General features: G+C 70.1%; 26 protein-coding genes and 5 pseudogenes. 21 read left to right on the plus strand and 10 right to left on the minus strand.

What is annotated here, in order from left to right; genetic code table 11:
• Positions 1-224 precede the first annotated feature (224 nt).
• A complete protein-coding gene (locus ACFYVJ_RS06260; protein ID WP_388887070.1) occupies positions 225-1,418 on the plus strand; it encodes a M14 family zinc carboxypeptidase in 1,194 nt (397 codons plus the stop codon).
• Positions 1,419-1,569: 151 nt separating this feature from the next.
• Here the strand turns inward: ACFYVJ_RS06260 and ACFYVJ_RS06265 are convergent, their stop codons facing one another.
• Positions 1,570-2,433 (minus strand): phosphotransferase, encoded by an 864-nt coding sequence (locus ACFYVJ_RS06265; RefSeq protein ID WP_388887365.1) that lies wholly within the window; start codon positions 2,431-2,433, stop codon positions 1,570-1,572.
• On the opposite strand from ACFYVJ_RS06265, the gene ACFYVJ_RS06270 reads away from it, so the two are divergent.
• Positions 2,330-2,704, plus strand: coding sequence for a hypothetical protein (locus ACFYVJ_RS06270; protein ID WP_388887383.1), 375 nt, complete (start codon positions 2,330-2,332; stop codon positions 2,702-2,704). The two genes, ACFYVJ_RS06265 and ACFYVJ_RS06270, sit on opposite strands and share 104 nt — an antisense overlap.
• A 527-nt stretch (positions 2,705-3,231) precedes the next feature.
• Here ACFYVJ_RS06270 and ACFYVJ_RS06275 read toward each other — a convergent pair.
• Positions 3,232-3,963: a hypothetical protein gene (locus tag ACFYVJ_RS06275; RefSeq protein WP_388887071.1), complete on the minus strand. Its 732-nt coding sequence runs from the start codon at positions 3,961-3,963 to the stop codon at positions 3,232-3,234.
• Between the two features lie 275 nt (positions 3,964-4,238).
• On the opposite strand from ACFYVJ_RS06275, the gene ACFYVJ_RS06280 reads away from it, so the two are divergent.
• The 11 genes from ACFYVJ_RS06280 to ACFYVJ_RS06330 all read left to right on the plus strand — a co-directional run bounded on the left by ACFYVJ_RS06280 (position 4,239) and on the right by ACFYVJ_RS06330 (position 11,940).
• A complete protein-coding gene (locus ACFYVJ_RS06280; protein ID WP_388887072.1) occupies positions 4,239-6,455 on the plus strand; it encodes a sulfatase-like hydrolase/transferase in 2,217 nt (738 codons plus the stop codon).
• A gap of 152 nt (positions 6,456-6,607) precedes the next feature.
• Positions 6,608-6,946, plus strand: a complete 339-nt coding sequence (gene gvpO, locus ACFYVJ_RS06285) for a gas vesicle protein GvpO (protein ID WP_388887074.1) — start codon at positions 6,608-6,610, stop codon at positions 6,944-6,946.
• A gap of 38 nt (positions 6,947-6,984) precedes the next feature.
• Positions 6,985-7,503 (plus strand): gas vesicle protein GvpJ, encoded by a 519-nt coding sequence (gvpJ, locus tag ACFYVJ_RS06290; RefSeq protein ID WP_388887075.1) that lies wholly within the window; start codon positions 6,985-6,987, stop codon positions 7,501-7,503.
• Between the two features lie 3 nt (positions 7,504-7,506).
• Positions 7,507-8,280 (plus strand): GvpL/GvpF family gas vesicle protein, encoded by a 774-nt coding sequence (locus ACFYVJ_RS06295; protein WP_388887076.1) that lies wholly within the window; start codon positions 7,507-7,509, stop codon positions 8,278-8,280.
• A gap of 1 nt (position 8,281) precedes the next feature.
• Complete coding sequence (locus ACFYVJ_RS06300) at positions 8,282-8,614, plus strand: gas vesicle protein GvpG (RefSeq protein WP_388887078.1); 333 nt, start codon at positions 8,282-8,284, stop codon at positions 8,612-8,614.
• Positions 8,611-9,165, plus strand: coding sequence for a hypothetical protein (locus ACFYVJ_RS06305; protein WP_388887080.1), 555 nt, complete (start codon positions 8,611-8,613; stop codon positions 9,163-9,165). The genes ACFYVJ_RS06300 and ACFYVJ_RS06305 overlap by 4 nt, the downstream gene beginning before the upstream one ends.
• Positions 9,162-10,142: an SRPBCC family protein gene (locus ACFYVJ_RS06310; protein ID WP_388887082.1), complete on the plus strand. Its 981-nt coding sequence runs from the start codon at positions 9,162-9,164 to the stop codon at positions 10,140-10,142. The genes ACFYVJ_RS06305 and ACFYVJ_RS06310 overlap by 4 nt, the downstream gene beginning before the upstream one ends.
• Positions 10,139-10,525, plus strand: coding sequence for a gas vesicle protein (locus ACFYVJ_RS06315; protein WP_388887083.1), 387 nt, complete (start codon positions 10,139-10,141; stop codon positions 10,523-10,525). Before ACFYVJ_RS06310 ends, ACFYVJ_RS06315 begins: the two co-directional genes overlap by 4 nt.
• Positions 10,522-11,409, plus strand: a complete 888-nt coding sequence (locus tag ACFYVJ_RS06320) for a GvpL/GvpF family gas vesicle protein (RefSeq protein WP_388887085.1) — start codon at positions 10,522-10,524, stop codon at positions 11,407-11,409. Before ACFYVJ_RS06315 ends, ACFYVJ_RS06320 begins: the two co-directional genes overlap by 4 nt.
• Entirely contained in the window at positions 11,396-11,635 is a 240-nt protein-coding gene (locus tag ACFYVJ_RS06325; RefSeq protein ID WP_388887087.1) for a gas vesicle protein, read from the plus strand. The genes ACFYVJ_RS06320 and ACFYVJ_RS06325 overlap by 14 nt, the downstream gene beginning before the upstream one ends.
• Positions 11,636-11,652: 17 nt before the next feature.
• Positions 11,653-11,940 carry a gas vesicle protein K gene (locus tag ACFYVJ_RS06330; protein WP_388887367.1) on the plus strand — a complete coding sequence of 96 codons (288 nt, stop codon included), beginning with the start codon at positions 11,653-11,655 and terminating at the stop codon, positions 11,938-11,940.
• Positions 11,941-11,994: 54 nt separating this feature from the next.
• Here the strand turns inward: ACFYVJ_RS06330 and ACFYVJ_RS06335 are convergent, their stop codons facing one another.
• The gene (locus ACFYVJ_RS06335; RefSeq protein WP_388887088.1) at positions 11,995-12,579 is read right to left on the minus strand and encodes a DNA polymerase ligase N-terminal domain-containing protein; all 585 of its coding nucleotides are present in this window, start codon (positions 12,577-12,579) and stop codon (positions 11,995-11,997) included.
• A complete protein-coding gene (locus tag ACFYVJ_RS06340; protein ID WP_388887090.1) occupies positions 12,560-12,934 on the minus strand; it encodes a helix-turn-helix transcriptional regulator in 375 nt (124 codons plus the stop codon). Before ACFYVJ_RS06340 ends, ACFYVJ_RS06335 begins: the two co-directional genes overlap by 20 nt.
• A 248-nt stretch (positions 12,935-13,182) precedes the next feature.
• Between ACFYVJ_RS06340 and ACFYVJ_RS06345 the strand changes: the two genes are divergently transcribed.
• The gene (locus ACFYVJ_RS06345) at positions 13,183-13,512 is read left to right on the plus strand and encodes a hypothetical protein (RefSeq protein WP_388887092.1); all 330 of its coding nucleotides are present in this window, start codon (positions 13,183-13,185) and stop codon (positions 13,510-13,512) included.
• Positions 13,513-13,586: 74 nt separating this feature from the next.
• Here ACFYVJ_RS06345 and ACFYVJ_RS06350 read toward each other — a convergent pair whose 3' ends face one another.
• The gene (locus tag ACFYVJ_RS06350; protein ID WP_388887093.1) at positions 13,587-14,789 is read right to left on the minus strand and encodes a PP2C family protein-serine/threonine phosphatase; all 1,203 of its coding nucleotides are present in this window, start codon (positions 14,787-14,789) and stop codon (positions 13,587-13,589) included.
• 491 nt (positions 14,790-15,280) lie between these two features.
• Between ACFYVJ_RS06350 and ACFYVJ_RS06355 the strand changes: the two genes are divergently transcribed.
• Positions 15,281-16,360 (plus strand): cytochrome P450, encoded by a 1,080-nt coding sequence (locus ACFYVJ_RS06355; protein WP_388887095.1) that lies wholly within the window; start codon positions 15,281-15,283, stop codon positions 16,358-16,360.
• A gap of 64 nt (positions 16,361-16,424) precedes the next feature.
• Here the strand turns inward: ACFYVJ_RS06355 and ACFYVJ_RS06360 are convergent, their stop codons facing one another.
• The 3 genes from ACFYVJ_RS06360 to ACFYVJ_RS06370 all read right to left on the minus strand — a co-directional run bounded on the left by ACFYVJ_RS06360 (position 16,425) and on the right by ACFYVJ_RS06370 (position 18,686).
• Positions 16,425-17,063 carry an HD domain-containing protein gene (locus ACFYVJ_RS06360; RefSeq protein ID WP_388887096.1) on the minus strand — a complete coding sequence of 213 codons (639 nt, stop codon included), beginning with the start codon at positions 17,061-17,063 and terminating at the stop codon, positions 16,425-16,427.
• A 192-nt stretch (positions 17,064-17,255) separates the two neighbouring features.
• The gene (locus ACFYVJ_RS06365; RefSeq protein ID WP_388887098.1) at positions 17,256-17,426 is read right to left on the minus strand and encodes a hypothetical protein; all 171 of its coding nucleotides are present in this window, start codon (positions 17,424-17,426) and stop codon (positions 17,256-17,258) included.
• Positions 17,427-17,990: 564 nt separating this feature from the next.
• Positions 17,991-18,686 (minus strand): class I SAM-dependent methyltransferase, encoded by a 696-nt coding sequence (locus ACFYVJ_RS06370; protein ID WP_388887100.1) that lies wholly within the window; start codon positions 18,684-18,686, stop codon positions 17,991-17,993.
• 893 nt (positions 18,687-19,579) lie between these two features.
• Between ACFYVJ_RS06370 and ACFYVJ_RS06375 the strand changes: the two are divergent.
• A pseudogene (locus tag ACFYVJ_RS06375) lies at positions 19,580-20,361 on the plus strand (IS5 family transposase); the annotation flags it as partial.
• A 320-nt stretch (positions 20,362-20,681) separates the two neighbouring features.
• On the opposite strand, the pseudogene ACFYVJ_RS06380 reads toward ACFYVJ_RS06375, so the two are convergent.
• A pseudogene (locus ACFYVJ_RS06380) lies at positions 20,682-20,965 on the minus strand (hypothetical protein); the annotation flags it as partial.
• Between the two features lie 666 nt (positions 20,966-21,631).
• On the opposite strand from ACFYVJ_RS06380, the pseudogene ACFYVJ_RS06385 reads away from it, so the two are divergent.
• The 5 genes and pseudogenes from ACFYVJ_RS06385 to ACFYVJ_RS06405 form a co-directional block, all read left to right on the plus strand.
• A pseudogene (locus ACFYVJ_RS06385) lies at positions 21,632-21,851 on the plus strand (sigma factor); the annotation flags it as partial.
• Positions 21,846-22,022 (plus strand): annotated as a pseudogene (locus tag ACFYVJ_RS06390) (carboxymuconolactone decarboxylase family protein); the annotation flags it as partial. The pseudogenes ACFYVJ_RS06385 and ACFYVJ_RS06390, both read left to right, overlap by 6 nt.
• Positions 22,023-22,216: 194 nt before the next feature.
• Positions 22,217-22,492, plus strand: a complete 276-nt coding sequence (locus tag ACFYVJ_RS06395) for a DoxX family protein (RefSeq protein ID WP_388887102.1) — start codon at positions 22,217-22,219, stop codon at positions 22,490-22,492.
• Positions 22,493-23,005: 513 nt separating this feature from the next.
• Positions 23,006-23,670 (plus strand): annotated as a pseudogene (locus ACFYVJ_RS06400) (amidase family protein); the annotation flags it as partial.
• A gap of 431 nt (positions 23,671-24,101) precedes the next feature.
• On the plus strand, positions 24,102-24,569 hold the full coding sequence (locus ACFYVJ_RS06405; RefSeq protein WP_388887103.1) for a hypothetical protein: 468 nt from the start codon (positions 24,102-24,104) through the stop codon (positions 24,567-24,569).
• 213 nt (positions 24,570-24,782) lie between these two features.
• Here ACFYVJ_RS06405 and ACFYVJ_RS06410 read toward each other — a convergent pair whose 3' ends face one another.
• On the minus strand, positions 24,783-25,670 hold the full coding sequence (locus ACFYVJ_RS06410) for a ThuA domain-containing protein (RefSeq protein ID WP_388887105.1): 888 nt from the start codon (positions 25,668-25,670) through the stop codon (positions 24,783-24,785).
• Positions 25,671-26,024 lie beyond the last annotated feature (354 nt).

The raw sequence follows: 26,024 nt of genomic DNA on the forward strand, positions 1-26,024 counted from the left end.
TTTCCGGCTGCAGGATCGTTTGACGATTTCTCGCATCTCGTAGATGCCCGGTGGCGTTACTGCAGATCAGAGCATTTGGCGAGGAAATACCGCGAAGTGCATGGCCGTTGCAGGCAGGTGCGTGTGCGACAGGAGCAACACACCGTTCACAGATGTCTCCTGAGCGCCTAGAGTGACGCACGCCCCCCCTCAGTAGTGCCTTTACGACGCCTGAGGAGCAGTGAATGTCCGCACGAAACTGGGTCGCCACACTGGCGAGTACCGCCTTGATCGCCGGCCTCTCCACCGTCGCCGCCAACGCCGCCGGCAATCCCACCCCCGGCGCGATCCCGCCGGTGTCCCACTGCGGCACCGAGGCATCCGGATCCGGCAACAACGGCTTCGTCAACTATCAGCAACTGACCACTGCTCTCAAGCAGTTGGAGACCAGCACCGGCGGCACCGTCGACGTGGAGGTGGCCGGGTACTCCAACCAGGGCCGCGCCATCCACGCCGCGCGCGTCGGCGAGGGCGACAAGGTCGTGTACGTACAGACGCAGATCCACGGCAACGAGATGCACGGCACCGAGGCGGCTCTGGAGCTGCTCAAGCGGTGGGGCTCCAACACCCCGGAGGCCCAGAAGCTACGGGAGAACGTCACCGTGGTGGTCATCCCGCGGCTGAACGTGGACGGAGGCGAGCTCGACCAGCGGCAGAACGACATGACCTGGAACGAGGTCGTCGCCGACTTCCCGCAGTTGGCGGGAGCGTCCCCGGCGTGGAACTACAACTCCCGGGTCGGCGGTTTCGACGTCAACCGTGACTTCAACCCGAACCTGGACTACGTCCCCGCCGCCGAGGACTTCCCGGGCAACAGCGCCGACACGGGCTGGTACATCACGCCCGAGGCGCAGACCTCCCGCAACGTCTACCGTTCGCTGGAGCAGGAGTTCGGCACGGTCGACTACTTCATCGACCTGCACAACCAGTGGTCCTGCTACGCCACCGAGGACATGGAGAGCATGTCGCCGCTGTCCATCTCGGCCAAGTTCATCGACAACCCGGCCGAGTTCGGCAACTGGCCCAAGTTCGACCTGGACGCCTCCAAGCGGGCCAACGTCGCCGTCTACGAGGCGCTCCAGGGGCGGGGCGAGTCCGGCTTCGGCAAGCTGACCCTCTACCCCCAGTCCACCAACCTGCCGGGTACCGCGCTCGGTTCGTACCAACTGCGCGGCTCTGCGGTGGTTCTCTTCGAGACGTCCTCGCAGACCCAGTACGACGGCATGAAGCGCAACGGCATGCTCGCCAAGCAGGTCGAGACCGGGCTCGGCGGTCTGGTCGACGCCGTCGCCGACGGCTCGGTGAACTCCCTCGACACAAGCGTCTACGACGCCATCCCGAACCGCGTCACGCTGCCTTCCGACGGCCCCCGCGGCTGACGGAGCGAACGGCCCGCGGCATCGTCCGGCGGTCCGGTTCCCCCGGTTCCGAACCGACACGTCGGTCCGGAACCGGGGGAGGCCACCGTCTACGCGACGGCCGATCCCCGTAACGACCTCGCGCCGTCCGCAGAGCACCGGGTTCGTCGCCCTACCCTGCGTGGGGCCTACCGGCATCGCGGGCGCTTCGGGCGAGTGCGGCTCTGATCTCGGCGGTCCACTCGGCGGCGCGTTCGCGGCCGTGGGGGAGTTGGTCGCCGACCTCCCAGCGCCAGGCGGTGACCATGGCCAGCACCAGGATCCGGCAGTCGTCGAGAAGGCCCCGGTCGATCCCCGGGTAGTACTCGGCTACGGCGGCGGGTGCGTGGGCGAGGTCGAACTCGACGGGGCCCCGGCAGCAGGTCTCGAAGTCGATGAAGCGCGGGCCGGCCTCGGTGGCGAGGAGGTTGCCGGGGTGTGGTTCGCCGTGCAGGAGCTGCTCGGGGGCGGAGCGTTCGCCGATGGTCCGGCGCAGGCGCTGCAAAGTGGTGGAGAGGAGCTCTCGTTCCGCGGGGGGAAGGTCGGGGGAGAGGCCGGGGTCCGCCACGATTTCCTGGGCCTCCCCGACGCGGGCCGTGAAGTGCGGCGCCGGCACATCGACTTCACGCAGCCCGGCGTGCAGGCCCTCCAGCGCCTGGGCGAAGTCGGCCGGCGCGATCTCCTCGGACGACGCGGGCTCGTAGTACGTCCAGAGCGTGATCGCGAAGCCGTCGCGCAGGTGGACGTGCGGCTCCACCCTCGGGTCGAGCGCGGCCACGGGGCTGCCGGCCTGGGCAAGTCGCCGGGCGACGTCGATCTCGAACTGCGCGTTCTGGTGCGCCACCGGCGCCACCCGCGCCAAGACGTCGCACGGCCGCAACCGCAACGTCAGCTTGTTCGAGTCGTGGAGGACGACCGCATCCTCGGCCGGCAGGTGGTGGGACGCGGCTGTCATCCTGGCCGCCGCCACCGCACGCGAGTACTCCGGCGCCTCCATCGCGTTCCGCCCTTCCGGTGACTGCCGCAAACCGGAGCACCGTACCAACCGCCCGCGGAAGGACGCGATCGAAAAAGGGCCTCCCCGCAGACCTCCGCTGACACACGAGCGACGGGCGCTGGACCACCAGACGGCACTCAACCTGCTGGCCCTCGCCGACCACACCGCGCAGCACCTGCCGCCCGGGGCTCTCCCGGTCGGCGTCGTCACCGTCGTCGCCGGCGGGGCCTACCTCGCCTGGCTCCTCGCCCACGAGCGCCGCCGCATCTGACCTGTGCCGGCCCGGCCCGATCACCTCACCGAGCACGATCGTCCCCCGCCGGCCACTACAGCGGAACTTCGCGCCCGCACCTGGGGGCGTGGTGTGGAGGATGACGTCTCGTTGCCGGCCCGCGGGGGACGGAACGTGACGGAGCCCGGGAGCATGTCCAGCTCCCGGGCTCCAGCTTGCCACCCATTTGCGCACACCGGCGGCGTTTAAGAACCGCGGGTCATGTTGAGATCGACGTGTTCTGCCTTTGAACTACAGCGCCACGAGAGAGGCGCCGGAGGGACTTGAACCCCCATCCGTCGATGTTCGCCCACGCTCTGTCGATCCGGTGTTCGGCGGCGAATACTGAGACTGGAGCGAGAATCTGAGTTTCACGGGGCCGCCTCTGCCAGGCTTGGGCCACCCCCGCACGTGGTGCGGGGAGAGGGATTCGAACCCCCAACTGACACCCCTTCATCAGCTTCGACATCAGTTTCAGCTTGCGCTCATCGCGCACCCTCCGCTCGCGACGGAGGGCGTATGCGGGGCTACCCGAAGAGGTAGCCGAATACCGCGTCGCCGACCCGCTGGTCGGTGACCTCAGTGTTGTTCGCCTCCTCGCGGGCGAACTTGACGGACTGCTGGAGCTTCTCGACGCGGTCGAGCAGCTCGTTGACCCGCCGGGCGGGCAGCGCGCCGGAGAACTTCACCGTGGTCCAGTAACCGACCGGGACGTCCTCGTAGTACACCTCGACCTGCGCCGGGTGCTTCTCCGTGGCCTCGGCCTTCACGTGGTTGCGCGGAACCTTCTTCGTGCGGATGGTCCGCACCGGGTCCGTCTTCCACGAGTCCGTCGAGGGGTCCAGGTTCCACGACTCGGAGGCGTCGAGCACCGGCAGCTTGCGCACGAAGGTGTGCAGGTCGGTGAGTTGCTTCTCCAGGAACAACAGGTACGGGACCGGCACCTGGGGCAACAGCACCGTACCGTCGACCACCACGTCCGCGGCCGCGGACCGGTTCGCCCAGTCCTTCGTCGCGGTCACGTCGAAGAGCCGCGTCAGCGTCCCGGCGGTCGCCCGCAGAGCTTCCTCGGCCTTGATCTGCACCCGCGTGGACTCGGGCGGCAGTTGCTCGCCCTCCTCGTCCTTGGGCTGGTAGGTCCGGGAGATACCGGCCAGCAGGGCGGGCTTCTGCACGTCCTGGTGGACCTGGGTGAGCTCCTGGAGGGCCTTGGACTTGACGCCCTTTTCGACGGCGATGATCTGATTCAGCTTCGGCACACGGCAAACCTAACAACCCCGTGCCGCACGCACATCCGATTAAGCGCCCGCCCCGTCCCTTCCGGCCGGGAGGGGACGGCGTACGTGCGATCCCGGCGGTGCCCCGCGGCTGACGGCGCGTCACACGGTCGGCCGCCAAACGCACCGCCCGGCCGGTGGATTTCACGGCTACTTCACAAGCCGTGCATGGCCTGGCACCCCCGTGACCACGCACGATCACGGAGAAGCCGCCCACATGCCCGTGGGCGGCGTGCGTTCTGTGAAGGAGCCCCGCCGTGTCCAGCCGTCGTCACTTCCTTGCCGGGTCCGCCGCGCTCGGCCTCGCCGCGCTGCCCCCCGGAAGCGCCCGCGCCGAAGGCCGGAGCCCCGCGGTGCAGGGCGGCGGCGGGCGGCCCAACGTCGTCGTGATCCTCGCCGACGACCTCGGGTACGGCGGCGTCGGCGCGTACGGGCAGCGGCTCGTCCGCACGCCCCGGCTCGACCGGCTGGCGGCCGAGGGGCTGCGGTTCGCCCAGGCGTACTCGGCGGCGGCCGTGTGCGCCCCGTCGCGCTGCGCGGCGCTGACCGGGGTGCACGCGGGGCACGGGCGGGTACGGGAGAACCCGTTCGGCGGCCCGCAGGGCTCCCTCACCGAGGACGACACGACCTTCGCCGAGGTGCTGCGGGGCCGCGGCTACCGCACGGCGTGCATCGGCAAATGGGGGTTCGGGCCCGAGGAGGCGGACCAGCCGAGCCACCCCAACGCCCGCGGGTTCACGGACTTCTACGGCTACATCACGCACGGGCACGCACACCAGTACTACCCGCAGTACCTCTGGCACAACGGCGCGAAGGAGCAGATCCCCGAGAACGCCGACGGCGCGCGCGGCGCCTTCGTCATCGACCTCCTCCAGGAACGGGCCGTCTCCTTCCTCGACGCCCACGCCGGCGAGCCCTTCCTCCTCATGCTCAACCCCAACGTGCCCCACGCCCCCAGCGACATCCCCGACCAGGGCGAGTACGCCGACCGCCCGTGGAGCGAGGCGGACAAGGGCCACGCGGCCCAGATCACCAGGCTGGACGCGCTGGTGGGTGCGGTCGTGGACGCCCTGGTCCGGCTCGGCGTGCACCGCGACACCCTGCTGCTGTTCTCCAGCGACAACGGCCCGCACGAGGAGGGCGGCGTCGACCCCGACCTCTTCGACGAGAACGGGCCGCTGCGTGGCTACAAGCGCAACCTCTACGAGGGCGGCGTACGCGTCCCCCTGATCGCCTGGCGCCCGGGGACCGTACGGCCCGGCACCAGCGAGCGGCCCACGCCGCTGACCGACCTGCTGCCGACCCTCGCCGAGGTGGCCGGCGCCCCGGCGCCGCGCGACATCGACGGGCTCTCCGCCGCGTCCCTGCTGGCCGCCCGCCCGGCTCCGGCTCCGGTCCACCACCACCTGTACTGGTACCGCAACGACCCGGGGTCCACGAAGCGCGCCAACGCGGTCGACGGCGGCCGGATCCTCCGGCTCGCCGAGTCCGTGCGCCGCCGCGACTGGAAGGCGGTGCGGTTCGCGCCCGGCCGGGACCGCGAGGTGCCGGACGCCGCGTGGGACTTCGAGCTGTACGACCTGGCCGCGGACCCGGCGGAGACCAGGGACGTCGCCGCCGAGTACCCGGGCGTGGTGGCCGAGCTCACCGGCCTGCTGCGGTCGTCCTGGGCCGGGGAGTACGAGCGCGAGCGCTTCGGGACCCGTATCGAGGCCCCCGAAATCGTCTACCCCGGCGAGCCCTTCACCGTGACCGCAACCCTCGCCAACGGCTCCGGCCGCGCCTGGACCGACGCCGGGATCCGGCTGCACGCGCCGGCCGGCTGGCGGCTGCGCCCCGCGGGACCGGCGCGCGCCGCGGTGCTCCGGCCGGGGGCCGTCCTGCGGACGACGGTCGAGGTCACCCCGGCGCGCGGCGACGCCGCCGCGGGCCCGCGCCTGCTGCGCGCCGAGGGCACGGCGGCGTACGGCCGCGCCGCCCTGCGCTACCCCGCGTCCCGGACCGTGGCCGTGCCGCCGCCCGCACCGCGGCGCGACAGCTTCCTCAGCGACCTGGAGTGGGTGTCCGCCAGGAACGGCTGGGGGCCGGTGGAGAAGGACCGCAGCAACGGCCGCCAGGCCGCGGGCGACGGCACCCCGATCGGCTTCGGCGGGGTGACCTACGCCAAGGGGCTGGGCGTGCACGCCCCGTCCGAGATCGTCTACCACCTCGGCGCCGCCGCGACCCGGCTGACCGCCGTCGTCGGCATCGACGACTTCTCCGCGTCCCAGAGCGCGAACGGCGCGACGGCCGCGCAGGTGTGGGGCGACGGCCGCCTGCTGTACGAGAGCGGCACGCTCACCGCGGCCACCGGACCGCGGGAGGTGGACGTGGACGTCACCGGCGTCCGCCTGCTCCGGCTGGTGGTCCAGGACGCCAACGGCTCCACCTCGTACGACCACACCTCCTGGGCGGCCGCGCACATCCGAATCTGACCCCGGCGGACCCGGCACCGGTGGGCCCGGATCCGGCTCGCGCATCATGACGTCGGCCCCGCCCGGATACGCGATGCCGGTTGCCGCCCCCCCGCTCCCCGGATGGACCACCACCACGTGCGGGGATATCGGAGCCGCCACAGACTGGGCCTGTGTCCGAGCAACGCGAACGGCGGGCCCGACCTGCCGCCAAGTCCTCCTCGAAGCGTGCCTCCGGGAGCAAGGCCGACCACGCGGTCGACGGGCCTGAGGAGGCCGCCCGCCGTGCGTGCCGCAGTCTGGCCCGCCTCATCAGCCACGAGACCGAAGGCGTGTCTGCCGTGCGCCGTGCCGAGGAGGGCTGGCGGGTGAACGTGGACGTGCTCGAAGTGCCGCGGATCCCGGACACGACCAGCCTGCTGGCGACCTACGCGGTGGAACTCGACAGCGGGGGACGCCTCGTCGAGTACGAGCGGATCAGGCGCTACCGGCGCGGCGCGCGGGACGACTGACGGCGACCACGCCGCACCCCTGGAAGAGGAAGAGCCCTATGTCGACGACCACCACCACGTACAACGAGGCCGCAGTCTGTGTCCCGCGTGCCGGAACCCTCTACGACGTCCTCGAACTGATCCTCGACCGCGGCATGGTCATCGACATCTTCGTCCGGGTGTCGCTCGTCGGCATCGAGATCCTCAAGATCGACGCCCGCATCGTGGTCGCCAGCGTCGACACCTACCTCCGCTTCGCCGAAGTCTGCAACCGTCTCGACCTCAACGAGGACGCCTCCAGCCGGACGGTCCCCGACCTCTTCGCCGGCATGTCCCGCAGCGCCCTCGCCACCACCGGGGCCAAGAGAGCCGCCAAGTCCCTCGGCGGCCGCGTCAAGGAGGCGATCGGGATCGACGAGGACGACGACCGCGAGGACGAGGACGACGAGCGGTACGAGGAGGAGACCGAGAAGGCACCGCCCCGCAAACGTGCTTCGGGCACCCGATCCAAGCCGGCCAAGAAGAAGACCGCTTCGAAGACCTCCGGCCGTTCGAGCCGGCACTCCAAGGCGGCGTGAGCGGTGGCCCCCTCTCCGCTCTACGTGTACGCGGTCGTCCACGCCGACCTGGCGCTGCCGCTCGGCCTCCGTGGCGTGGGCCGGCCGCCGGCCCCGGTCCGGCTGCTGCCCGCGGGCGAGCTGGCCGCGGTCGTCAGCGAAGTGCCGCCCGATCTGCGCGCACGCAGGCGCGATCTGACCGGCCACCAGGACCTCCTGCTGACCCTCTGCGCGGTGGCCCCGGTGCTGCCGATGCGGTTCGGGACGGTCGCCGACGGCGAGGACACGGTACGGCGCGCCCTCGACGCCGCGGCCGCCACGCACCTCGCCACCCTGCGAAGGCTCGATCGCCACACCGAGATGAACCTCAAGGCCATGCCCGCACAGGGCGGCGTGGAGGCTCTCGTACGGGCCGACCCCGCCGTACGGCGGCTGGCGGCGGACGTCCGCCGCCAGCCGTCCTACGAGGGCAACGTCCGGCTCGGCTCGGCGATCGCCGAGGGCCTCGCCCGGCGGGCGGCGCAGGCCGCCGACGGCGTCGCGCAGGAACTCGCGGTGCTCGCCGACGAGTGCGTTCAGGGCGCCGAGGTGCCCGGGTGCGTGCTCAACACCTCCTACCTCATGCCGCAGGCGCACGCGGAGCGGTGCAGAGAGCTGGTCGACCGCAGGTCGGCCGAGCTGCGGGACCTGGTGGAGCTGCGGCTGACGGGCCCGCTGCCCTGCTACAGCTTCGTTCCCCGGGAGGGCAGCGGTGCCGCCCCCGGCACCGGCCCGCAGCCCGTGGCGGTGAGGGGCTGACATGGGTCTGCTCACCGGGCTGATGCTGCTGCCGCTGGTGCCCGTACGGGGCGTGGAGTGGGTGGCGGGCCGGCTGCTCGACGCCGCGGAGCAGGAGCTCTACGACCCGGGCACGCTGCGGGTCCAGCTCGGCGAGCTGAACCGCGCGTACGAGGCGGGTGAACTCGGCGAGGAGGAGTTCGAACGCGAGGAGGAGCGCATCCTCGACCTGCTGGAGCAGCCCGGCACCGCCCTCGCCGCGGTGCCGGCCGATCCCGGTGGCCCCGACCATGCCGGCGGGCCCCACCACCCCCACCATCCCGACCACCCTCTGAGCCCAGGAAGTGGGTCATGACGGACAGCTATAAGACGACCGTGCTCGCCGGAGTCGCCGGGGGCTATCTCCTCGGCAGGACGAGGAAGGCCAAGCTCGCCCTCACCCTCGCCGCCCTCGTCGCGGGCAGGCGGCTCGCCCCGCAGGACCTGCTGGGCATGGGCGCCCGGAGAATCGCCGACACCCCGCAGCTCGCGGCGGCGTCCGGCCAGTCCGCGGACCAGATGATGACGGCCGCGCGGGAGGCGATCGGCTCGCTCGTCGACCGCCGGGTCGCGTCCCTCACCGATTCCCTGCGCGAGCGTACGGACCGCCTCGGCGAACTGGGGGAGGAGCGCGAGGCCCGTCACGCACGTGCGGGACAGGACGAGGACGACGAGAGCCGCGACCGGCACACCGCCGCGTCGAAGCGGAGGCCCCCGGCCCGTAGGAAGACGGCCGGCAGCGACCGGCCCACCGCCTCCGGGCCGCGGCAGAAGGCGGCCGCCGGCGCCGAGCGCGGCAGCCGCGGCACCGCGAAGGGCACGCGCACGAAGACGGCCGGCCGGCCCTCCGGGAGGCAACGGTCATGACACCACAGCGCGGAAGTACGGACACCGACGCGACCCCCGACGCTGCGCCGCTGGCGCGCTTGCGCGACGAACTCCTCGAGTACCTGGGCGCGGTCGGCAAGCACGCGGTCGGCAAGGCCACCGACAAGCTCACCGACATCGCCGACCCGGGCAAGCTCGGGCACGACGGCGGGGGCGCCCTCGCGGAGACCGCCGCCCGCGCGGTCAAAGGTGAGAACCCCGTGAAGGCGCTGGCGGCGGAGAAGGCGAAGGAAACCAAGGACAAGGTCGTGGGCAAGGCGAAGGAGGCCGTCGGCGCGGACGACGGCGGGAGCAAGCCGGGCGACCTCAAAGCGATCAACATCATCGAGCACGTCGACATCGGCCGCCCGCTGCGCGTGGTCTACGACCACTTCACGCAGTTCGAAGAGTTCGGCGGCTTCATGAACGGCGTCAGCAACGTCACCCGGGACCCCGAGGACGAGACCAAGACCACCTGGAAAGTGCGGGTCTGGCCGTCCAGCCGCAGCTACGACGCCACCGTCTCGGAGCAGGTCCCGGACCAGCGGATCGTGTGGTCGTCCGAAGGGTCGAAGGGAACGACGAGCGGCGCGGTGAGCTTCCACGTCCTGGACGACGAACTGACCCGCGTGGCGGTGGTCGTCGAGTACTACCCGTCCGGGTTCTTCGAGAAGACCGGCAACATCTGGCGCGCCCAGGGCCGTCGGCTCCGGCTCGACCTCAAGCACTTCCAGCGCTACGTCACGCTCCAGTCGGAGGACGCGGAGGGCTGGCGCGGTGAGATCCGCGACGGCGAGGTCGTGCGCAGCCACGAAGAGGCCATGGAGGAAGAGGAGAGCGAGGAGGACGAGCAGGACGAGGACGAGGACCAGGACGAAGGCGGCGAGGAAGAAGAGGAGGAAGCGGACGAGGAAGCAGACGAGGAAGAAGAGGAAGACGAGGACGGCGGGCGGCGGCGAGGAGGCCGGAGAACGTGACGGATCACGTCCTTGACCGGCCCATCACCCACCTTCCCTCCACCCCCTCCGGCCCGGCCAACCTCGCCGACATCCTCGAACGCGTCCTCGACAAGGGCATCGTCATCGCCGGAGACATCAAGATCGACCTGCTCGACATCGAGCTGCTGACCATCCGCCTCCGCCTGTTCGTCGCGTCCGTCGAGACGGCCAAGAAGGCGGGCATCGACTGGTGGGAGACCGACCCGGCGCTCTCCACCCGCGCGCACCGCGACGCCGTCGACGAGGAGAACGCGCGGCTGCGCGAGCGGGTCGCGGAGCTCGAGGCGAGCGTGGAGGGTGAGCGGCCCGAACGCCCCGGGGCGGACGGCTGGGAGTCCGTACGGAAGGGGCGCCACGGATGACGGGGACGGTACGCGGGGCGGCGCCGCCGGACGCGCCCGCAACCACGGCCACGGCGGCGCCGCCGGACGCGCCCGCAACCACGGCCACGTACGCCTACGCGGTCTGCCGCGGCGGTGACGAGTCCGCGCTGGCCGGGCTGCCGGGGCAGGCGCCCGGCGCTCCCGTGCGGCTGCTGCGGTTCGGCGATCTCGCCGCCGTGGTGCAGGACGTACCGGCCGCGGCGTTCGGCGAGGACGCCCTGCGCGAGCGGCTGACGGACCGTACGGAGCTGGAACGCTGCGCCCGCGCCCACCACGCCGTCGTCGCCGCCGCTGCCACCGCGGCACCGGTCCTGCCTCTCCCGCTGGCGACGATCTATCGCGGCGACGCGCGGGCCGAGGCCGCGCTCGGCGCCGACCGTGACCGCTTCACCGTGGCTCTGCGGCGGATCGCCGGCCGGGCGGAGTGGGGTGTGAAGGTCTACGCGCTACCGGCCGAGCGCCGCTCCGTGCCTGCCGCGCACACGCCGGAACGCCGCGACGACGAGCGCGCGGCAGCCCGCCCCGGCCACGCGTATCTGGACCGGCTGCGCGGTGTGCGGCACGAGCGCGAACGCCGGCAGGAGGCCGGTCTCCAGGTCGTCGAGGAGGTGGACCGGGTCTTCGCCGGTCTGGCCGTCGCCGGACGGCGGCTGCGTCCGCACGACACCAACCTCACCCCGGGGCGCGGCGCGCATCTCCTGAACGGGGCCTACCTGGTCGACGAGACGCGCGCCGGCGAGGTCGCCGACGCCGTACGACGGCTGCGGCAGAGCCCGGAGTGCCGGGACGTCGAGATCGAGCTGACCGGCCCGTGGGTGCCGTACTCCTTCGCGGAAGCAGGTGTGACCGGTGCCGGTGGGTAAGCACGTGGGCGAGGTCGTCGCCTGGGAGGAACCGGATCGCGGGGCACCCGTCGGGGTGCCGCTGGTGGACCTGCTCGACCGCGTGCTCAACGCGGGTGTCGTGGTCAGCGGCGACCTCGTGCTGGCGATCGCGGAGGTGCCGCTGGTGCGCGTTTCCCTGCACGCGCTGCTGTCGTCCATCAACGAGCGCGTGGCCGCCCCGTGGGGAGACGGTGGTCCGCTGTGACGCTGACCTCGCACCAGATGGCCCGCGGTCCGGCGACGGGCCGGCTGGACATGGACCCCGACCAGGTCGGCCGCGACCTGGTCTCCCTCGTTCTGACCGTCGTCGAGTTGCTGCGCCAGCTCATGGAGCGGCAGGCGCTTCGCCGCTGCGACCAGGACGACCTCACCGACGAGCAGGTGGAGCGGATCGGCACGACGCTGATGCTGCTCGACCGGCGCATGGACGAACTCTGCGCGGAGCACGGGCTGACCCGCGACGACCTGAACCTGGATCTCGGTCCGCTCGGCACCCTCCTCGCACGCTGAACACGTCCGCGCCCGGCCGGGCCCTTGAGCGCGGGTGCCCCGACCGCGGTGAGCTCATCCGTGCGTGCCGCCGTCCGGGTGCCACCTGCGGGCGTCCGGCGACTCGGCGATCTGGCGCAGCGTTTGGCCGCTGCGCGCGGAGCGGGCCCGCCGTGGGTCCGGCGTGCCGCCGGTGCCGCGCCCGGATCCGGTCCGTACCAGCAGCCACAGTGGCTTCTCACCGGAGCCGCCGTCCTGGGCACCGCCGCGGAAGCGGGTGAGCGCGTACCGGCCGTGCAGCTTCCGGCCGTGCAGTTCGAAGACGGCGTGGCCGTCGTCGACGGCCTGCCCGAACGGCACCGGCCGTCCGCGCCTGTCGTGGCTGATCGGACGATAGGTGCCGGTGTCCCAGACGATGACGGTGCCGCCGCCGTACTCCCCCTCGGGGATCACGCCCTCGAACCCCAGGTAGTCCAGGGGGTGGTCATCGGTGGGGATGGCGAGCCTCTTGTCGTGGGGATCGGTGGAGGGCCCCTTGGGGACGGCCCAGGACTTCAGGACGCCGTCGACTTCGAGGCGGAAGTCGAAGTGCACCGTGCTCGCGTCGTGGATCTGCACCACGAACGCGGGCTCGTCCGGCCTACGCCTGTCCACCGGCATCGTCCGGTGGTGGGTGCGGGAGGTCCGGGGGTGCGAGGTCCGGCTGGTTGCCGGGCTCTTCGTGCCGCGCCAGGAGGGTCAGAAGGGTGGCCACGGTCAAGCCGGACTCGGCTGGGTGGCGCAGAGGGACGTCCTCTTGGATGCGGTAGGTGTTGGAGCGGCCGTGCCGGGTGCGGGAGAGGTAGCCGCCCTGTTCCAGGTCGGCGATGATCCGCTGGCAGGCGCGCTCGGTGAGTCGGCAATGTGCCGCTATGTCGCGGATCCGCACGGAGGGGTTGTCGGCGATCGCGGCCAGGACCCGGGCGTGGTTGGTGAGAAAGGTCCAGCCGGTGTGTGATTCGGGTGCGGTAGCCATCACCGGTATCGTACGATGCCGCCTTCGCGTACCGTAAGACACGAAATCCATGTCGTGAATCGTCGTGCACCATCGAGTGAGGCGAGCAGGAGACCGTCATGCCCTCCCCGTACAGGGACCCCGGGACGCCGACGTCCCTCTGCGTGACGTGGCCTCATGGGTGGTCACCTCCACCGGCCGCACACCGATGTGCGAAGACCTACGGGTTCCGATGCGTCAGGCGATCGAGCGGGTGTGGAGGCAGCGAGATGGTGAAGACGGCAGACGCACCCCATCTGCTTCTTGACGAGGTCTGCCGACTCCTGACCGCCGCCGGCTTCGACGTCACCGCCGGCGGCGGAGAAGGGGCGGCGGGCCTGCACGTGCGGCGCGACGTCGACGCCGTGGTGGTGCGGTGGGAGCCCGGCGCCGCGCTCGATCCCGCCGGACGCGGCGACAACGAGCACGACGGCATCCGCGCCGCCTTGCGTTACGCGTTACTGGCGACGCTCACCCAAGCCGGCCACGCCGTCGACGTGGACCAGGACAACGACGACGTCCACGTCAGAGGGCCCGCACCGACCGAACCGGCGCGGTGATCTGTGATGCCGGCGCGTAACCGGCGACGCACTCAGGGCCGCCGGCATGGTCGCGACGTGGAGCGGGCTCGTACTCAGGTGGGCGGGTAGGTGGTGTCGGGCAGCCGGTCGATGTTGCCGTGCCATTGGCAGAGGAGGACGGTTGCGTCGTCGTCGAGCTTCCCGTCGTGGTAGTCGAGTACGGCGTGGATGAGGCGGCGCAGTGTCTCCGGCACGGGCAGCGCGTCGCTCTGGTGGCGGATGACGAAATCGACGAAGCGTTCGCGTCCAAACTCCTGGCCGTCGGCGTCGCGGGTCTCGGTGATGCCGTCGGTGTACAGCAAAACCCGGTCGCCCGGCTCCAGTTGCACCTCGCACGTGTCGACCGGAAGGCCGAGGTCCGTTCCCAGGGGATGCGACGGGGGACACGACAGTTCCGATGTCCAGCGCCCGCCCCGGACCAGAACAGGGGAGTGGTGACCGCAGTTGACCCAGGCCAGTATCCCGGTGACCATGTCGAGTTCGGCCAGGATTCCGGTCGCGTAGCGGGTGTGGGTGAAGTGGGCGATGAGTGCGTCCTCGATGGCCGCGCACGTCTCGGGCAGGCTGACGCCTTGCCGGCGTTGGTTGCGGAAGGTGGCCATGGCCAGGTTCGCGGCCAGGCCGGCCGCGGTGTCGTGGCCCATGGCGTCCAGGATCGCCAGGTAGGCGGTCTCGCCGGCGATGCCGTAGTCGAAGGCGTCCCCGGCGGCGGTGTAGGCGGGTTCCATGGCCGCCGCGAGGGTGACGCGGTCGTTGGAGAAGCTGCGGGGCGGCATGAGGGGCCACTGCATCTCCGCGGATACCGTCATCATCGTGGTCCGGATGAGCCGGGCGTAGGCGTCGCTGTTGGTTCGCTTGCTCGCCAGGAGCAGGGACACCAGCGAGGTCAGGTCCTGGATCGCCTCCCGCTCGGCGTCGTTGCTGCGGTCCGTGTCGACGCTCATGACCCCCAGGCGTTCGGCGCCGTTCAGGAGGGGAATCCAATGCCGGAAACCGCCCTGTTCTTCGGCCCGGACCGTGATCAGCCGGGTTTCGGTGTATGCGGTCCCGGGGACGGTGGCCAGGATCCTGAACTCCTGGCCGCCCCGGCCGGCGTCGGAACCGCGCCCGGTCACCTCCCGCAGGACTTCTCCCTGGAGGTCGGTCACGAAGATCCTCGCCTGGTGCAGTCCCGCGGTCTTGGCGTGCCGGGCGACGAGGAGGGGCATCTGTTCGAAGGTGGCCAGATGGCCGGCACGCAGGAGCGCGCGCTGCATCCGCGCGGTGGGCTGGGAAATCAGAAGAAACCCCGGAGAACAGGGACACCCCGCGTTCGCCCGCCTGCGGTCTCACCGGGTGCACGAGAGACCCGCCCCCCGGTGGCGGGACAGGCGAAAACAAGGAACCAGGCGACTGTTACCCCCGCCAGAGTACGGACCACATGTACCTGAAGGTGGTTTTCGGGTTTTGCCGAGTGTTGCCCCGATCGGCGGCCTGATGACACGCCCGGTGAAGTTCCGGGTATTGCCGCACTCGTTGACCTCGTGTCGCCGCGAGGGTACGGCGGGGCCCCCGGGGGAAAAGATACTTCGGCATCCGCTTCAGGGAAGAGGAGGTGCCGCTCGTGGGTGATGGGGCCGCGGAGAACAGCGGGAACCAGGGGTACGGGTGCCGAAGGATCGAGCGGGCGCCGGCGGCCGACGGGTGCCCCGTTTCGCGGGCCGGGGACGGCCAGTGGCAGGTGCGGGGGTACGAAGAGGCCCGTACGGTGTTACGCAGCACCGGCACCGTCCAGGCCGGCCTCGGCATCGAAACCGTCGAGAAGATGCCGTCACGCATTCGGCGACCGGTGCTCTACCGGGACGGACCCGAGCACCGTGAGCACCGTCGGCAGACCGCCCGTTTCTTCACCCCGCGCCGCGTCGACCGGCACTACCGGGACGTCATGGTCCGGGTCACGCAGGCCCAGCTCGACCGCCTCACGGCTGCCGGCCGGGCCCCGCTGTCCGATCTCACCTTCACTCTGGCGATCGAAGTGGCCTGCGCCGTCATCGGCCTGACCGACAGCAGACCCGGCATCAAGCAGCGGCTCGAACGCTTCTTTCCCGAGAAGTTCGGCAAGCCCGGACTGACGAGCTTCCACGGCATCTACTGGATGGCGCGGCAGAACATCAACTGGCTGCGCTTCTACCTGGGCGACGTACGGCCCGCCGTGCGCGCCCGGCGCCGCGAGCGCCGCGACGATCTCATCTCCCATCTCATCGACGAGGGCTGCTCGGACCAGGAGATCCTGGGGGAATGCCTCACGTTCGCCGCGGCGGGCATGGTCACCACCCGTGAGTTCATCAGCGCCGCCGCCTGGCATCTGTTCTCGGACGAGGCGCTGCTGACGCACTATCGGGCGGCGGACGAGGCCGGGCGGCTCGCGGTGCTCAACGAGATTCTCCGTGTCGAACCGGTCATCGGCCGCCTTCAGCGCCGCGCCACCGAGCCGCTCGACCTGCCCGGCGAGGGCGACGAGACGCTGACCGTGCGGACCGGGGACCGCATCGACATTCTCATCGACCGCACGAACCTCGACGAACGGTCCGTGGGGCAGGTGCCGTCCCGTATCCGTCCCGGGCGCGCCATGAAAGACGGCGCCGGTTCCCCCGGGCTCTCCTTCGGCGACGGCCCGCACAAATGCCCCGGAGCGCATGTGGCACTGCAGGAGACGGACATCTTCCTCAGCCGGCTGTTCGCGATTCCGGGACTGCGGATGGCGACACCGCCCACGGTCGGTTTCATCGAGGGCATCGGCAGTTACGAACTCCGCCACTGCGTCCTGGAGGTCGACCCCGCGCCGTGACCGGGCGGGCCCGGTGCCGCGAGGCGCGCGCGAACCGCGGCCGGTCGGTCCGGCGGTCGTGGCGTCACTCCGGCCAGGGGCTGTTCCGGATGATCTCGACGAAGTCCTTCCGCCGGAACGCGGGGTCGAAGTGGGCCAGCACGTCGTCGTTCATGGTTCCGAAGGTGGTGTCGGGGCGGTCGGCCATGCCCTCGTAGAACGCCCTCAGGATGCGGTTCTTGAAGTCGGCGCGCGGGTGCGCGGCCACGACCTCGGCCCGCTGCTCGTCGGTGATCTCGCCGAGGCCGAGGCCGAGGACGTCGGTCTCCACACCGAGGGTCACCACCGCCACCTCCGGAGGCAACTGCAGCGGCACCTCCGGGGTGGTGTGCAGCGCGATGGCCAGCCAGACGCTACGGGCGTCCTGTTCGGTGCGGCCGTGGTCGAGCAGGAAGGTACGAGCGGCCTCCGCGCCGTCGAGTTCGAAGCGCCGGTCCCTGGTCGCGTAGGCCGGAGTCAGGCCGAGGTCGTGGAAGAGGCCGCCCACATAGGCGAGTTCGGGGTCGACCGCCAGCCCGCGCGCGGCCGTTTTCAGCGATCCCCACAGGAAGACGCGCCGCGAGTGGTCGAAGACCGTCTCGTCGGCGGCACCGCGGACGAGGTCCGTGGCCTCGCGCACCAGCCGGGTGTCGGGAATGGCGATCCCCGCGATGCTCTCCGGCATGAGACCTCCTTGATCGGTGTGGAATGTACTGGTTTCAGCATCCCTGCCGATCGCTGTACGTCGCCGGCCGAATCGCCGGGCATCCCGCGGATCCGGCCGCCGCCCCGCCGGGGTGAGCGGACCACCCCACAAGCCGGCCGCCCTCGCCGACCGGGGCCGGCGTAATCCCGGACGTCGGCAGTGGAGCGCTTCTCAGCGGCCGACCGTGTCTGCCTCGGCGCCGTCGTCGGGGCCGATCAGGGCGAGGTGTCCGCCCTCGTCGAGCGTAGTCGGTGTGCGGATCGTGTGACGTAGCGCGCCGGTGGGGGCGTCGACCATGTGGATCTCGCCGCGGCCGCCTCGGTGGCCGCCGACCCGGACCACGCAGGGAACGAACGCCGGTGATGCTCCACCCCGAACTGCTGCGCGCCGCCCGCACCGCGCCGGTCCGCTGCTGGGCGCCACCGCGCTGCTCACCGCCGCCACCGCCGCCCACGTTGCGCCGGCCGCGCTCCTGGCGGCGGCACTCGCCGACATCGCCCGCGACTCGGACGACCGGCTGCCGGCCCTGCTCGGCGCGGTCGTCGCCGTCGTCGCGCTGCGGGCGCCGCCGACCTGGCGGCAGCGGATCGCCGCGGCGGACGCCGGGGCCCGGATCCGGCTTCGGCTCCGCGACGAGCTGCTCGCCCAACTCCGGCGGCTCGGCCCCGCCCACCGGTATCGCGGTCCTGGAGATCGGCCATGCCGCAGAGCTGGGCACCTGGCACGAACTGACCCAGCGAGAAGGAGCACTCACCCGAATCCTGGGAACCCCCTCCACGCCGAACGGCGAAACCACCTGAGCCGCGGCAACGGCCTGCTCGACAGCTACGGGTCTGAAAGCCTGCTTGTGCAAGGGGAGTGGCGTCCGGTCGCGCCTGCCCGCTGGCAGGTGGACATCGCGCGCTGTCAGCGCCGCGTGAGCCTGACGGCGAGGAAGCACGGAGCCTGATGGAGCTTGTCGTAGGCCGTTTCGTCGATTTCCCGCAGCCCGGGGGTCGGGCGAGGCTCGATGAGCTTTTCGAGGATGAATCCGGCGGCCAGCAGCTCGTTCAGGAAGGTCTCCAGCGGCATGCGCTGGTAGTGGACCGCCAGCGGGCCTCCGGCGAGCGGGAGATCAACCCAGTCGTCGGCGTAGTACGAACCACCGAACCTCCGCCAGTCGGCCGTAGGGTGCGTCGTCGAGACGAGCAGCCACCCACCGGGACGCAGGACACGTCGAAGCTCGCCGAGGAGACGAGGGCGGTTGGCGATGTGGTGAAGCGTCAAGGCGCACACGACCCCGTCGAACGATGCGTCGTCGACGAAGTGCAAGGGCTTCTCCGCATCGTGCACGCGCAGTTCGGCCCTGTCGCCCAATCGCTCCCGCGCGTGACGCAGCAGAGTCGCACTGCCGTCGATCCCGACCACCGCGGCACCCCTTGCCAACAGCTCGGCCGCGTAGTGCCCGGCCCCGCATCCGACATCGAGAATCCTCAGCCCCGTCACATCGCCCGCCAGCGCGAGCATCGCCGGCCGGTCGGTGTATGCGTTGTAGGGGCTGGTGTCGGCGTTCCTGGCGAAGTAGTCGCCGAGTTCGTCGTGGTACGCGGTCTCTGCGGGCATCGAGACAGCATCGCGCCGCCGGCGGCCAACCGCGAGTGGTTTCGCGCGTGCGCCTACTCCTCGACCGCAACCGGACGGTCTGGGAGGGCTTGCCCGATGACGAGCGTGCGGGACTACCTGGAGGACAACCGGCTGGATCGGTCTTCTGCGGGGCTGGTTCTGACATGGGGGAGCGGGCATGTTGTAGGCATGGGGAAGAAGAGCGGATCAAGGAGGAATCCCGCAGCCAAGCGGCGGCAGCGACAGCAGGCCAGGCGGCGCCAGCAGCGCAGGGACGCGGGGGCGTTCCTGGACAGGATCCTGGGCGATGACCCCGTGCCGGGAATCAGGAGGTCGCGGACGCCTGTCAGCCACACGCAACAGCGGTTGCGGAGCCCTTCGTCAGGTACGTCGGAACGCCCGTGTACGCCCTATACCTTGGGCGAGTGCTACTGCGGGAAGTGCTACGGCTGACACTATGACGTGGATCGGTCCTGGCTGCCCTGTCCAGGGCGGGAGTTGAGCGTTCGGTGCGGTGTGGGGACACCGCCGTGGACCGTGTCGGACGAGCTGTGGGATTGCGTTGAGCCATCGACGTGCAGCGCCGGGGCATGCTGATGGCATTTCCTCATGAGGCGATCGTCGATCATGTCGGAGACCACACCGCAAGCCACACGACGAGCACTGTCACCAGCACGGCGGCCGCCATGGCCGATAACGGACCCCAGGACACAATGAGGCCGCCACGCTCCACTGCTCTGGTCAAATCCCGCCGACCATAATACCGAAACGGTTCGAAGAGTTCCCCGTGCTCGCCGTTATGCCACACCATATAGAGCGAATAATAGGGGCCTAAGAGCTTGTCTCACGTGGTGTGGTTCGGTGCGGCATGATGTCTCGCTGTGGGTGCCGATCTGTCGCAGCGGCTGGTTCCTGACGAACTGTGGGAGCTGGTCGCGCCGTTGCTGCCGTCGTTCACGTCTCGTCCGCAGGGCGGTGGGACCGCTCCGGTCGATGAGCGGGCTGTGTTCACGGCTGTGGTGTACGTGCTGACCAGCGGGTGTGCCCGGAGACACCTGCCGGAGACGTTCGGGGTCTCCCCGGCGACCGCGCATCGCCGGTTCGCGGCCTGGACGAAGGACGGATTATGGCGCCGGCTGCACCGGGCGGTGCTGGACGAACTCGGTGCCAGGGGTGAGGTGGACTGGACGTCGGCGATCGTCGATGCGGCGTCGGTGCGGGCGAAAAGGGGGGATCGCTGACCGGACGCAATCCGACTGATCGCGGCAAGAAGGGCAGCAAACCGCATGTGGCCTCCGATGCCGGCGGCATCCCGCTGGCCGTCGCAGTCTCCGCCGCGAACACCCATGACAGCCTCGCCCTCACGCCGCTGATCCGCGGCATACCGGCGGTCCGCTCCCGCCCCGGACCGCGCCGACGGCGGCCCGACAAGCTCCGCGCGGACAAGGCATACGCGTCCGCCGGGCACTTCGCCTGGCTGCGAGACCGCGGCATCGTCCCGCGTATCGCCCGGCCCGGCATCGAATCCAGCGAGCGGCTCGGCCGGCATCGCTGGAAGATCGAGCGGTCGATCGCCTGGCTGTTCGGCTACCGGCGCCTCACCGTCCGCTACGAACGAAAAGGAAACCACTTCCTCGCCTTCCTGGGCCTCGCCGCCACCCTCGCCTGCTACAAGAAACGCGGCGGAGCGAATGCCGCCTCAGGGCAACACGAACGGATTCTTGCTCACCTTCTTTCCCTGGCGTACGAGATCACGTTTCATGGATCGAATAGTCAGCAAGGTAGCTATTTCGGCACAGATTCCTATCCCGACGGCGATGATTGTAGCCTCGGTACTCCTGCCGATGGCGAGTATTAAGAATGCTGCGAATGTGATCCACCATTGCACCATTAAATGCTTGCGATGCTTCATCTGGCGTTACTTCCCCTTCTTGTTGTTCCATGTCTTCACCCTGCAGAGGGATATCGTCTCACCTCGCTCAAGAAGTGGCAATGTCAAAATCCCGGGAAGACCGGAAAACATGGTATTTGTAACGGCTGACGCAGCGAGCTGAGTTGTCGGTGGGTGATGAGGCAGCAGGGGAGTTTGAGGAAGGCTTCGTGGATGTCGGCCCTGCGTCCGGCGGATGCGCAGGTGTCGGAAGCCGTGGAGCCAGGCGAAGGTCCGCTTGACGCCCCACCGGTAGGTGCCGTGCCGAGTGCCCCGGCGTGCGATGGCCGGCACGACGCCGCGGGCGGGACCCGTCGCGGTAGACCTCGTGGTCGTAGCCGCGATCGGCGTCGCGGACATCCTGCTACGCATACCTCATGCACAAGCCCTTACAGCGGCTCACACAATGAGGTGGATGGGTTGTCGTGGGTGGGCGTTGAGCGTGTCGGTGTGGTGAGGGAATGTTGCCGTGAGTGGTGTCGGATTGCCGCTTCGCACGCCGGGGGCGTTAACAGGGGGGCGGCTGACCTGTGGCCGGGTCGGCCGTCGGGCGGTGTCCCTTGAGGCCCTCCGGTCAGAGCCTGGGCGGAGCGCTCTCGCCATTTGCGTGCCGTGTTCACGCTCATCCCCGGTAGACGCGAGGCTGCCCCGTTGCTCGCCCCACCGGCCGCGGCCAGCACGATCTGAGCCCGAAGCACCTGTCTGACCTGTGCCTTCGTCGAGGACGCGGCCCGCTCCAGCACCCCGTGCGTCACGTCGTCCACTACCGTATCCCGCCCCGAGCCCTTCGCTATCACCGGTGATCACGACGGGCCGGCCGGGCGGCCGCCGTCGGCGCCGGTGGCCATGCTGACGTGCATCACGGGGCTCTTCGGACGCGGATGGGGCAGCAGTGACACATGTCGATCACGGGTCGCCGCCGCTGTGCTTCCCTCAGGAAGCACGCCGAACGGTTACCTCGTCACCTTCAGGCTCGTCATGACCGTGACGGAATGCGTGCAAGGAAGGTAACGACATGACCGGATCAGGACCGCACGAAGCGCTGGCGGGAGCCTTCGAGCAGCAGCGCGAGCGCCTGGTGGCGGTCGCCTACCGGATGCTCGGGTCGCGGGTGGATGCCGAGGACGCGGTGCAAGGAGGCGTGGATCCGGCTGGCGCGACAGGACGCGGCCGGGATCGACAACCTGGCCGGCTGGCTGACTACCGTGGTCGGCCGGATTTGCATCGACCGCCTCGCCGACTCCAGCGGCGTCACCGATGAGGCGTGGGCGAACGCGGCCAAGCACTTCGACGAGGATCAGTTGATGGCACTGGTGTCCCTGATCTGCGCGATCAACGCCTTCAACCGGCTGAACGTGATCACCCGGACGCCCGGTGGCGACTACCGGCCCGGACAGTTCCGCTGACGCTGACATTCCCTCCTCAGGCTTCCCGCCGGACCCGGGACGACCCCGGGTCCGCCCACGGCCACCACCCCAGACATGCTGTCGGAGAGAAGACCCATGAACATCGCCCTGTGGATCACCACCGGCCTGCTGACCGCCGTCTACCTCTTCTCCGGCTCGGGAAGCTGCTCGTCCCGCGGGAGAAGATGGCCGGGATGGCCGACGCCGCTCGCTGGGTCCTCGACTCCAAGCCCGGCAGCGTCAAGGCCATCGGAGCACTCGAGATCCTCGGTGCCGTGGGCCTGGTCCTGCCCGCCTTGCTCGGCATCGTGCCGATACTGGTACCGCTGGCGGCCAGCGGCCTGACGCTGATCATGATCGGCGCCGTGATCATGCGGATCCGCCGTGGCGAGACCAAAGCCGCGCTGGGCGACGGGGGCTACCTTGCCCTGACCGTCTTGGTGGCGATCGGCGGACCCTTCGTGAGCTGACCGTCCCGGCACTCGGGACGATACGAGCCGCGATCCGCTCCTGCACGTGAGCGCGCTCGCCGAAAGGCAGCGACAGGACGGGGCGTGGTTGATGAGCTTATTGACGAACGCCCTCCACGGTGGCGGGCTACTACTCCTCTGGCAGTGTGGTCTGAGTGAAATCGAGAACCTATGAGACAAGCGGTTTGCCGTCCGTGCTGGTTGACACGCTGTGCGACCGGATCGACGAGAGGGGCCGTGTCATCCATGCCTTCGTCGCCGAGTCAGAGACGGGCGCTGCCCGGCGGGAACGCATTCGTGGGGAGCTTCAACTGGTCCACGAGCGCTGGCCGATAGATGGGGCTCGACCGCCGTTGTTCGGCGTTCCGGTCCGGGTGAAAGACATCGTGAACGTCGACGGACTGCCCACCCGGGGTGGCTCATCGGTGCCCCCGGAAGTGTTCGAGGGCAGGCAGGCAGGAGTCAGTCGTGGACAGCCTTCGTGAAGCCGGAGCCCTGATCGCAGGGAAGACCGTGACGGCAGAGTTCGCCATGACCGCACCAGGGGCGACCCGTAACCCACATGCTCACGACCACACTCCCGGCGGCTCCAGCAGCGGGTCGGCAGCGGCTGTCGCAGCGGGAATGGTGCCACTTGCCGTCGGTACGCAAACGGTCGGATCGACGATCCGACCTGCGGCCTACTGCGGTGTTGTGGGTTCAAGCCGACTGCCCGTCGGACTCCGCTCGACGGCGTGATCCCCAACGTGCCGACACTCGACACCATCGGAGTGTTCGCAGCGACGCTGTCCGGCGCTGCGACAGCGGCAGCCGTGCTGTGCAACGGCTGGCAGCCAGTGCGGGACGCCGAACGGAAGCGCCCCGTACTCGGCGTGCCTGACGGCCCCTACCTGGAGCAGGCTGGAGCGGAAGCGCGCGCGGTCTTCGAAGGGCAGGTGGCGCGGCTGTCGACCGCAGGCTTCCGCGTGCTGCGCGTCCCCATGTTCCCGGACCTCGCTCAGAATGCCGCGGACCTGTCTACGGTGAACCGCTACGAAGCCGCACGGAGCCACGCCGAATGGTTCCCCCGGTACGGGACTCTCTACCGGCAACGGTCCGCGGCCACGGTGCGGCAAGGGCAGACGATCTCCCAGGGCCAGTACGAGCACGGGTTGCGACGGCGGGAAGCCTTCCGGGCCAACCTGTCACGTGTGACCGACGAAGCAGATGTCGATATCTGGATCTGCCCGACCCGGCCGCGGACCGGCGGGATCATATCGAGTAGCGGCAGCAGTTGGGTGACGTCATTGCGGCCCGCGTACCGGAAGCGCCGTGCCCGCTGCGGCAACAGCGGCTCGACGCGGTGCCACAGCTCATCCGACACGATCCACGGCGGAGTCTCCACGGCGGAGTCTCCACACCGGCACCGAACGCTCAACTCCCGCCCTGGACACGGCCACCAGACCCAATCCACCTCATTGTGTTAGCCGCTGTCGCACGGCGTCGTTCCCGCACGTCAGGCGAATGCCCCGGCATCACCCGATCAACTTCGGTAACTGCGCCCGGTTGGGTCGGCCGGTGTTCGGGGCCCTGGGGGTGCGGGTCGTGGGCTCAGTTCTAGGATCATCAGGTGTCGTCCGTCGTATTCGTCCGTGGTGGGGCAGTGATCACCGCCGGGGTGTTGCTCGCCGCCTCGCTCACGTCGTGTGCCAACTACGTCGGCTGCGGCATCGGCAGCCTCGGCGACGACGTCACCGCGGCCGATCTGGAAGGCCGCTACGAAGGTGACCGGTTCGGCTCTCTCTCGCTCGAACCCGGCGGGGTCCTCGCCTATGACGACTGGCCGGACATAAGGCGGCTCGAATGGGAGGACGAGCCGACAACCTCCGGTACCGGCCGGTGGGAACTCGGCGCGGGCGAGGAGCGAGGCACTCTGTCCGTTGACCTTGAGGGGATTCACGGCAAGGACTATCGCGGGCCCTCGGGGGGCTACAGCTTGACGCTGGAGGCGGAAGGCTCCGCGGATGACCTTCGGTTGGCCTTCTACGTGGGCGACCCTGATAGCTGCGACCTCAACACCTTCGATCGCGTTGAGTGAGTCCGGCCCCGACGCGCAGGCGGCTCGCCAAGGATGCGGTGTTCTTGTGGTGATCGGCCGGCCCCCGTCCGGCGAGTGCCCGCTCGGCGGCCTCGGCGCCCGGGGGCCCCGACCGTTGGCCGGTCGTCGGTGAAGCGTGACGACCGGCCCGGTGGGTGGGGGGCCTCGCGTGGAGCGGATGCGTGGCGGGGTGTGGCTGCTCCGGTCAGACGGTTACGGCGTGCACTTGCCGCCGTCGTTGCCGGCCGCCCAGCCGATGCCTCCGACCAGGTGCTTGACGAGGTTGTTGTCCCCGCCGTTCTCCGTGTAGGACTGCGCGAAGTGGCCCATGCCGGTGACCCAGATGCGGCCGCCGTCGTAGCGCTTGCACCACGAGATCGGGTGGTCCTCACCCATCGCGTTGGGGCCCGGGTCGTACGACTCCTCGTCGAGCGTTGCCAGCACGCGCGCGTCGCCGCGCACGCTGCGGGCGAAGTTGTAGTGCTCGTCCCCGAAGGCGAACTCCTTGGGGAGATTGCGCGTCGACGGGTGGTGGCGGTCGGCGACCCGTACCGTGGCGACGTTGTTCAGGTCGCTGGCGGCGTGGCCCGTCATCAGCGTGCCGACCGCGCTGTCGGCCGCGCCGTCCCACCAGTCCCAGGTGGTGACGCCGGCGCCCATGTCGACCGCGTTGTGGTTGGCGGCGATTCCGCCGCCGGCGTTGACGAACCCCCGGATGGCGGCGCGCTGCTCCTCGTCCCACAGCGGGCCCGGACGGCCGCCGCCGAGCCACTGCGACGAGGAGTTGAAGAGGAAGATCGCGTCGTACTGGGCCAGGTTCTCCGGGGTGAAGACGCGGGGGTTCGCGTCCGGGTGGTCACAGTTGCCGACGGCCCCGCCGAGGCCGTCGCAGTCCTCCCGTACCCATGAGATCCCGGCCTTGTCCAGCGCCTTCTGGATCGGGCCGACGCCGCCGTCGATCGAGCCGGCGTGGCGGTACCCGGTCGTCCCGGTGTAGATCAGGACCTTGGACTTGGGCTTGGCCTCGGACTTGGCCTCGGCAGGTACGGCGGATGACGCGACGAGCCCGATCGCCGCCACCGCCAACAACGCACGGTGCACGCTTTGTCGTGCGTAACGCATGGCACTCCCCTCACCTCAGGTGTCTTCATCAACTACGGCCTCCTTTCGAGGACATGTCAAGATGACCACGCTGGCCTGACATCTCGCTGGGGCGCCTTTTACGCCCCTGATCTGGGCTTTTGAGCTGTGTCGCAAGCGTCTGTCCCCGCCGGCGCCGTCTGCACGACCTCGACCGGTGACCCCCTGACGCGGCGTATGCGACAAGCGGCCCGCCGCGCCCCACGCGCCGTCACCTCCCCCGGCCCGTGCCTGAACCCGGCGCCCGTCCCCGCGCAGGCGCCGGCAAGCATGCGTCGTACGCTCGTTGAACAGCCGTTTATCGTTTCCTGATCG

Origin of the sequence: Streptomyces sp. NPDC004134 (assembly GCF_042874195.1) — a bacterium.
Taxonomy (GTDB): domain Bacteria; phylum Actinomycetota; class Actinomycetes; order Streptomycetales; family Streptomycetaceae; genus Streptomyces.